This is a genomic window from Neobacillus sp. FW104-15D2 (assembly GCF_058790155.1).
Map to the genome: position 1 here is coordinate 156,406 of NZ_JBYTCJ010000007.1, position 7,814 is coordinate 164,219.

A 7,814-nucleotide genomic window follows, 5' to 3' on the forward strand; every position below is an offset into this window, starting at 1 on the left:
AAAGGGAGGGTACCAGATGAAGCAACCTCTTTTAGAGATTAAAAATCTGCAAACCCATTTTCACACTGACCGAGGGCGAGTTACCGCAGTCGACGGTATAACTTTTAACGTCGAGAAGGGTGAAATATTGGGTGTTGTTGGGGAGTCAGGCTGTGGAAAAAGTGTTACCGCACAATCCATTCTGCGCCTGTTTGATGAAAAATTTACAGCTCAATATGACGGTGAAATTATGCTTGAGGGCAAAAATTTACTGAAGCATACAGTTTCGGACATGGAAAAAATCCGCGGGAATGAAGTTTCAATAATATTTCAGGATCCACTAAGTTCTTTAAACCCGGTTTTCACAATTGGCTATCAATTAAGGGAAACCATTATGTTACACCAGAAACACCCGAAAAAAGAGGCTCACGCCATGGCTGTGGAATTACTTCGATTAACAGGAATTCCTTCACCAGAAAAGAGAGTAAAAGAATACCCCCACCAGCTGTCAGGAGGTATGAGGCAGCGGGTGATGATAGCCATGGCCTTGGCCTGCAAACCTAAATTACTTATTGCGGATGAACCAACTACCGCCTTGGATGTTACGATTCAGGCACAAATACTGGATTTGATATTGGAATTGAACAAAGAACTTGGAATGGCTGTTCTTTTCATTACACATGACTTGGGAGTAGTTGCGGAGATTTGTACCCGTGTTGTAGTCATGTATCTTGGCCAGATTGTTGAAGAAGCTGAGGTTGAAGACTTGTTTAACCAGCCTCTTCATCCCTATACAATGGGATTGATGAAATCTATTCCTCAAATGGATGGTGACCGTACAAAGAAGCTTAATGTCATTGGCGGGACAGTACCTTCTTTAAATGATATCCCTAAAGGGTGCCGTTTTGCCACCCGGTGTGCTTTTGCAGATGAACAATGCAGGGAAACGCCTCCAGAACTGAGGGTACACGAAGGGAATCACAGGGTAAGGTGCTGGCATTATGAAAAAATCGTCATGAAAGAAGAGGTGGAACATGTCTAACCAGCAGGAACACACAAGTCCTTTATTAGAAGTACAAGGTTTAAAGAAATATTTTAAAGTAAAAGGACTAAAGGGTAAATTTCAAAACTTGCAGGTGAAGGCGGTTGATGATGTTTCTTTCAAGCTTTATAAAGGGGAAACCTTAGGTTTGGTAGGAGAGTCAGGCTGTGGAAAAAGTACAACCGGCAGAGCGGTTTTGCGCCTAATTGAACCGTCTTCAGGAAAAGTATTTTATAAAAACGAAAATATATTACAGAAGAATGGAAAGGCATTTCGAAAGATACAAAAAGAAATGCAAATGGTTTTTCAGGATCCTTTTTCATCCTTAAACCCGAGAATGAGAATTGGTGAAACGTTAAAAGAGCCTTTATCCATTCATTCGATCGGTGAAAGAAAAGACCGGACCGATAAAGTGATCGAAATGCTTCATAAAGTAGGGTTGCGAGAAGAACACTTTTACCGGTACCCCCATCAATTCTCAGGAGGACAAAGACAGCGTATCGGTTTGGCTAGAGCACTGGTAGCAAATCCCGAAATATTAATTTTGGATGAACCAGTATCCGGCCTCGATGTATCCATACAATCACAAATTATCAATCTATTACAGGAATTGCAGGAAGAGTTTAAGCTTACCTCTCTGTTCATTTCCCATGACCTAAGTGTTGTCCGCCATATTTCGGATCGGGTAGGTGTGATGTATCTGGGGAAAATGATGGAGGAAGCACCCACGGAAAGCTTATTTTCAAATCCCCTGCATCCCTATACACAAGCTTTGCTGTCAGCAGTCCCAATAGCTAAACCGGGAATGAAAAAAGACCGAATCGTGCTAAAAGGCGAGATACCTTCACCTCTCAATCCGCCGACAGGCTGCATTTTTCATACAAGATGTCCTTTCGTTATGGATAAATGCAGAAAAGTAGTTCCGGAGAGAGCAAGTATGGGACCGGGCCACACGGTTGCATGTCATTTATATAATTAATATAACTAGATAAACTGGGGAAAAGAGGGAGAACTCAATGGAGGTAAACTGGAAAAAGGCAGCTGCGGACCAGAAGGAAGCCTATTTAAATTACACATGCGAAATTTTGGGAATTCCAAGTGTCCTTGATCATACAACCAAAGCGGAAGGTAGGCCTTTCGGCAAACCAATTGCCGATGCACTTCAATATATACTGGATTTTTGCGAGGGACTTGGATTTTCTGTACATAATGAGGATGGGTATGCGGGGCATGCAGATTATGGTACTGGAGATGAGATAATAGGAGTACTTTGCCATATCGATGTTGTTCCTGCTGGAAATGATTGGACTTCAGACCCTTTCGTTCCCGAAGTAAGAAATGGGAAATTATACGCCCGGGGATCTAATGATGACAAGGGGCCAACAATGGCTGCTGTTTTTGCTTTAAAAATAATTAAAGATATGGGTCTCATCTTAAACAAAAAAGTGCGCTTAATTTTTGGAACTGATGAGGAAAATGGAGAATGGACCGGTATGCAAAAATACTTTGAAAAACAGCCGATGCCGGTTATGGGATTTACTCCAGATGCCTACTTCCCAATTGTAACAACAGAAAAAGGGATTTTATCCTGCCATTTTACCCAAAGATTTAATAAAACAGAGCAGGTTACCGGTGAATGGATCCTGGAAACTTTTAATGCAGGTGACAGAGTAAACATGGTTCCTGATAAGGCGAAGGCCACCCTTTCGGGAAATCAATCTGCTTCTATTATTAAAGACAAGTTTGAGTCATTTTTAAACGAACGTAATGTACCTGGAAGTGTTGAACTGGAGCAAGAGAAGGTTTCTTTGAATTTAGAAGGCATTTCCCACCATGCAATGGAACCATATAAAGGACTAAACGCAGGATTGATTATGGCTCAATTTCTTCAAGCTATTAATCTTGATCAAAGAGGCCAGAATTATATTACTCTTCTAAATGAATACTTTGTGGATGGTTTTTTCGGTGAAAAACTTGATATATCAGTAGAAGATGAAATTAGCGGAAAGTTGACTATCAACCCAGGTACGTTCTCATATGATCATAAAGCAGATGCCAGCCTAGGGTTAAGTATCCGCTATCCTGTAACAACAGACTTTGAAAAGTTAATAGGGAAATTGAATAGTGCTGCACATTCTTATAATTATACAATTGGTTATGTTAATAAGGAACCGCACCATGTGGATAAAAACCATGAATTAATAAAAACCCTTCAGAAGGTATATGAGGAGCAAACTGGCGAAGAAGCTGAACTTCTTTCTATTAGTGGCGGAACGTATGGGCGCGCCATGAAAAGCGGCGTGGCATTCGGACCTTTTTTCCCAGGTGAAATAGATACTGCACATCAAAAGGATGAATATATTGACTTAGAAAATATGAACAAAGCGATGGCCATATATGCACAGGCGATTTATGAATTAGCAAAATAATCACCATCTCGTAATAATGATTATTCCAATAACAAAAACTCAATCAAATATTTATAAGTTAATTTAAAAAACGTTGTAAAAATAAAACAAAAAGGATTGAGCTTGTTCATCATAGTGCTCAATCCTTAGTAACTGCTCTAACTAGTTGTCTTGGATTCAATTCTTCCTCGATATCCATTTACCTTTTACTATCTTTCGATTTTATAAAGTTTTAACTAAGAAACTTGCAATAATAACGGATGCAACTGTTACCGTAGAAAACCCTGCAATTAACATAGGCGGGGATAATTCATTTAAGAGTGTTTGTTGTTCCTCCTCGGTTCGTCCCACACTGCGGCTAACTTCCTGACATAAAATATAATCAGCAGGAAAACCAAACATGGAAGTTAAGGACATTGACATCCCTTTATAAGGGTGAATTTTAAATAATTTTGAGAAAATGAAACCTCCCCCTACAATACCGATTTGACCAATTATAATAATCGACAACACTTGTGGTATAAAATGTAGGAATTGAATGAAGCTTACGGTACTCATTGAAGCGATCACAATAAAAATGGTTCCGAGTACCGCAATGCTTGAAGCTTTTGCTTTGTCCATAATATTTTCGTCGTAAAATTTAAACCTTGTGCCTATTACACCAATGATTAAACACCAAATGGTGGAACTCACTCCAGTATAGTTCCCTATCACAGCTGCGATAGAAGCACCAAGAAATAATTTAAATAAAAGAACATTCGCTGTATTAAATTCATATTTCTTTTTTGGTTTAATTTTTGGTGAATGACCATGTAAAGGCATCTCTAATGCTGCCGCAACATACTTTTTTGAATCCGCGAAATCCATTTTATCCCGTAAAATAATTGCATATTTTCGAAGAAAGTAAGAGGCAACCGGCATTCCAAATAATTTATGTACAGCTAAGACAAGTGCTGGAATAGCTACTAAATTTTCAAAACCGAGTTCTTTTAACCTATCTGAGGTAACAATAAAAGCCACAATTCCCCCCACAATTGGCCCCATACCCGCCACAGCTGTTTGATAACTAAAGAGCATTGAAATAATTGGTAAAACTAAACAAATGGCAACGACTGTTCCACCCAGTGCTATTAAAACAGCTTTATACTGCTTAATCATTAAAGACAATGGAATAAGTGTACCCAAATGAACAACTAAAGGACCTGTCATTAATACACCTATCTGACTAAAAGTCGATGTTTCCACAATATTTTTAGGGAAGACACCTGTCCAAATTAATACTAGAAATCCTAGAATTGCAATTAGTAACATAGGTACTCTTGCTCGGGTTAATACAGAAACAAATTCTCCTAGAGCAACTAATCCGAGAACTAACATTGCTGCAAATAATGGGTCATGAATTGTCATATATATCCTCCTTAAATCATAAATAAAATATTCCAGAAGTTCATTTTCGGTTTGAATTGAATTCGATTAAAAAGAACTTACAAACGGAAGAAAATGGATGTCTTTGTTTACGGTTGTTAGAAAAAAATTAAAAATATTCATACAAGTGAAATTAATATAATTTCGATTATAAAATATATTCTGAAAAAATACTATAAATATAGCGAATTTTTGTCGAAATTTTTTGATTATCTAAATTCTTGCTTGCGATGTGGAAATGTTGGTGAAAAAATATATCTAAGTTAACAGAGGTGTCAGTTAATAGAAGGATGGACTTCTGTAACAGGTTTTTTGTTATTTTTATTAATTCAATTCCAGAATTGTGATTAGGAGGAGTTTATTTATATATGAAGAATTAATAGAACTAATGAATCATACTGTTTGAGGTTAAATTTATTCTCTAATTAACAGGGAGGTGGATCAAGATGTTACATATTGTAAATGGGGATGCTGTAGGTAATAAAATCAAACAAATAGATGGTGAAATCATTGTTTGGAGAGAGATGTATGATTTTGGTCCACTAAGCTCTATTTGGTCAAAAGAAGAGCAAGTAAAAATGCGTGCAAGTTTTTTTGAGGAAAAGTTAGGGATTCCTTCCAATTTTTTTATTCAAAATTGTGAAGGTCAAGAAAAACTGCTTAGTAACATACCAAAATCAGAAGAGGTTGTACTTTGGTTTGAACATGACCGTTTTGATCAAACAATGTTAATGTATTTGATAACGGAATTATCTTCTAAGGGTTATGGAGATTTGTCGATGATAAGTATTGATCAGTATCCTGGTATTTCCCCTTTTTATGGTTTGGCACAGTTATCTTCAGAACAATTAATAGAACTTCTTGATTCCAAACAAAAATTAACCCGTGAACAATTACATGAGGCGATAACTGGCTGGAAAGCATATACCTCATATTATAAGGCTGATATTGAAAAATGGATCTTATTAGAGGACCATTCGCTTCCATTTTTATTAAATGTACTTAAAAACCATAATAGTTATTTTCCCTCGAAAAGTACTGGATTAAATGAAGTGGAATATTTAGCGCTATCATTGATAAACAAAGGTGCATGTTTATTTTATGACCTGTTTCAATGCATAAAAGAAAAGAGAAAAAATGATGGATTAAGCGATCTTCATTTAGCAGCAATTCTAAATGAATTAATGAACACACCTTTTCCTTTGCTTAAAAGTGATATTCCTTTACCAAATTACCCTCAACCTTACTCGAATGCAAAGTTGGAACTAACCGCGAACGGACTCGACGTATTGGAAGGGAAAAAGAATCGAATTGAGTTTGTGGGCATTGATTGGTGGGTTGGTGGAGTACATTTACAAAAATGAGGTTTAATGCAGGTACACATGCAAATCACCCAAAAAAGTATTTTAATGAAGTTGAGCCTTAACCACAATGAAGTAACAGATGCTACTATTGGCGATTTATGGATAAATGCATTACATAACGAAAGGATGTATTCAAATGAATGAAGGACATGCTAAATTTGATACAGTCTCCAAAAAAGAAAAAGCAGTTTCTTTTCTGCAACTCGTTGCTTCTGGTGAAGTAAGAGAAGCATATGAAAGACACATAGGTGATGGTTTTTCTCATCATAATCCTTTTTTTTATGGGGACGCAAAGTCACTCATGTTAGCAATGGAAGAGGATTCATCCAAGAACCCTGACAAAACCTTAGAGGTTAAGCGTGCTATCGAAGAGGGGGATCTCGTTGTGGTTCACTCATATGTAAAACAAAATCCGGAGGATCTAGGAGTGGCTCTTGTCCATATCTTCCGTTTTCAAGATGGCAGAATAATTGAATTGTGGGATTTAGGACAACCAATACCAGAAAATATTATCAATGAGAATGGGATTTTTTAATTTGTTCCAGTACTTTTTAAAGTTGGCCCATTTTGCTTCGGGGAGCGTTAGTTTAATAAGCGATATATAAAAAAGCTCAGGTCTTAATTCCTGAGCTTTTTTATACTTTTTATAAGTAATTTCTCTTGTAAACCTAAACGAATTTATGTTTTTTTATCTCAAATTGAACTTCCACATATTCATTTGATAAGTGAGTTTTCAATCGCATATCTATAGAAAAAAACTCAGAAATTTACGGATTGCATAATTGGATTGGGATTGATTAAATAAGAGAGACTAGGTCTTGTTCAACTAAAGGGTGGGTTGATCTAGGAAGATAACGCCTTTTCTCTCCTTGAAATAACGTGCAAGTTCCTTTATGAATGTTTACAATTGAATAAGAACTTAACCCAGATGTGTTGCTTTTCTTCATAAGGAGGAATATGATGAAATTTTTAATAAAGTTAAATACTATTAGTGCCTTATACGCTATAGCGTTGTTTATAGCAATCGAACTCATAATAAATGTATCTCATATTAGTACGTTAACTGGTTGGGAATGGGATAATGTTTACATTGTCATTGCCGCTATTAATATTATTGGGCTTCTACTATCAACAATTTTATTCATTTGCTTAACAAAAAAATGGACTATAGGTAGGAAATATAGCAATTTGTCACTCCTTTTGTGGGTACCATATTTTATTCTTTTTTTCTCTTTTTTTCCTGTTGTTTTTCCTATTAATGCGGGAGTAACACTTTTTCCGAGATTTAGTCTTCTGATTTATGGGTCTGTCATTTTGTATCCAATTTACATATTATTTATTAATCTATGTGCTTCACCTCTAGGTTTAGATAATGAGGAAATAAGGCAATAAAAAAATGCAGGTTACTTTTTGCAACTTATAATCTCGCTTCTTCACCTAACGGAAGCTTTAGCACAAGATGGGATTCCGGTAAAAAGAGGTCGCTGCGGCGGTCTTTTTTTCTTAATCGACAAACGGGGCAGGTGTGCGGCCGAGCCTAGGTCGTATCATATAGCGGGTGGGATTCCCGCCGAGTAAGAACTAGCCATTCGCTCG

Annotated in this window: 7 protein-coding genes; 6 read left to right on the forward strand and 1 reads right to left on the reverse strand. The window is 36.8% G+C overall.

All coding sequences use genetic code 11. The features are described from left to right. Positions 1-16 precede the first annotated feature (16 nt). Genes AC3WR0_RS08130 through pepV form a run of 3 tightly spaced genes read left to right on the forward strand, consistent with a single transcriptional unit; the run spans position 17 to position 3,450 of the window. Positions 17-1,021: an ABC transporter ATP-binding protein gene (locus tag AC3WR0_RS08130; RefSeq protein WP_492551830.1), complete on the forward strand. Its 1,005-nt coding sequence runs from the start codon at positions 17-19 to the stop codon at positions 1,019-1,021. Next, complete coding sequence (locus AC3WR0_RS08135; protein ID WP_492551831.1) at positions 1,014-2,000, forward strand: ABC transporter ATP-binding protein; 987 nt, start codon at positions 1,014-1,016, stop codon at positions 1,998-2,000. The genes AC3WR0_RS08130 and AC3WR0_RS08135 overlap by 8 nt, the downstream gene beginning before the upstream one ends. A gap of 37 nt (positions 2,001-2,037) precedes the next feature. Beyond that, the gene (gene pepV, locus AC3WR0_RS08140; RefSeq protein WP_492551832.1) at positions 2,038-3,450 is read left to right on the forward strand and encodes a dipeptidase PepV; all 1,413 of its coding nucleotides are present in this window, start codon (positions 2,038-2,040) and stop codon (positions 3,448-3,450) included. 201 nt (positions 3,451-3,651) lie between these two features. Here pepV and AC3WR0_RS08145 read toward each other — a convergent pair whose 3' ends face one another. After that, entirely contained in the window at positions 3,652-4,836 is a 1,185-nt protein-coding gene (locus AC3WR0_RS08145; RefSeq protein ID WP_492551833.1) for a hypothetical protein, read from the reverse strand. Positions 4,837-5,300: 464 nt separating this feature from the next. On the opposite strand from AC3WR0_RS08145, the gene AC3WR0_RS08150 reads away from it, so the two are divergent. The 3 genes from AC3WR0_RS08150 to AC3WR0_RS08160 all read left to right on the forward strand — a co-directional run bounded on the left by AC3WR0_RS08150 (position 5,301) and on the right by AC3WR0_RS08160 (position 7,610). Then, the gene (locus AC3WR0_RS08150; protein ID WP_492551834.1) at positions 5,301-6,218 is read left to right on the forward strand and encodes a DUF1835 domain-containing protein; all 918 of its coding nucleotides are present in this window, start codon (positions 5,301-5,303) and stop codon (positions 6,216-6,218) included. Between the two features lie 136 nt (positions 6,219-6,354). Next, the gene (locus tag AC3WR0_RS08155) at positions 6,355-6,753 is read left to right on the forward strand and encodes a nuclear transport factor 2 family protein (RefSeq protein WP_492551835.1); all 399 of its coding nucleotides are present in this window, start codon (positions 6,355-6,357) and stop codon (positions 6,751-6,753) included. A 425-nt stretch (positions 6,754-7,178) separates the two neighbouring features. Beyond that, positions 7,179-7,610 (forward strand): hypothetical protein, encoded by a 432-nt coding sequence (locus AC3WR0_RS08160; RefSeq protein ID WP_492551836.1) that lies wholly within the window; start codon positions 7,179-7,181, stop codon positions 7,608-7,610. The last annotated feature ends 204 nt before the right edge of the window (positions 7,611-7,814 follow it).

Coding starts and splice junctions, on each gene's coding strand:
- pepV (WP_492551832.1), top strand. CDS start 2,038: ATGGAGGTAAACTGGAAAAAGGCAGCTGCGGACCAGAAGGAAGCCTAT.
- AC3WR0_RS08150 (WP_492551834.1), top strand. CDS start 5,301: ATGTTACATATTGTAAATGGGGATGCTGTAGGTAATAAAATCAAACAA.
- AC3WR0_RS08135 (WP_492551831.1), top strand. CDS start 1,014: ATGTCTAACCAGCAGGAACACACAAGTCCTTTATTAGAAGTACAAGGT.
- AC3WR0_RS08155 (WP_492551835.1), top strand. CDS start 6,355: ATGAATGAAGGACATGCTAAATTTGATACAGTCTCCAAAAAAGAAAAA.
- AC3WR0_RS08160 (WP_492551836.1), top strand. CDS start 7,179: ATGAAATTTTTAATAAAGTTAAATACTATTAGTGCCTTATACGCTATA.
- AC3WR0_RS08130 (WP_492551830.1), top strand. CDS start 17: ATGAAGCAACCTCTTTTAGAGATTAAAAATCTGCAAACCCATTTTCAC.
- AC3WR0_RS08145 (WP_492551833.1), bottom strand. CDS start 4,836: ATGACAATTCATGACCCATTATTTGCAGCAATGTTAGTTCTCGGATTA.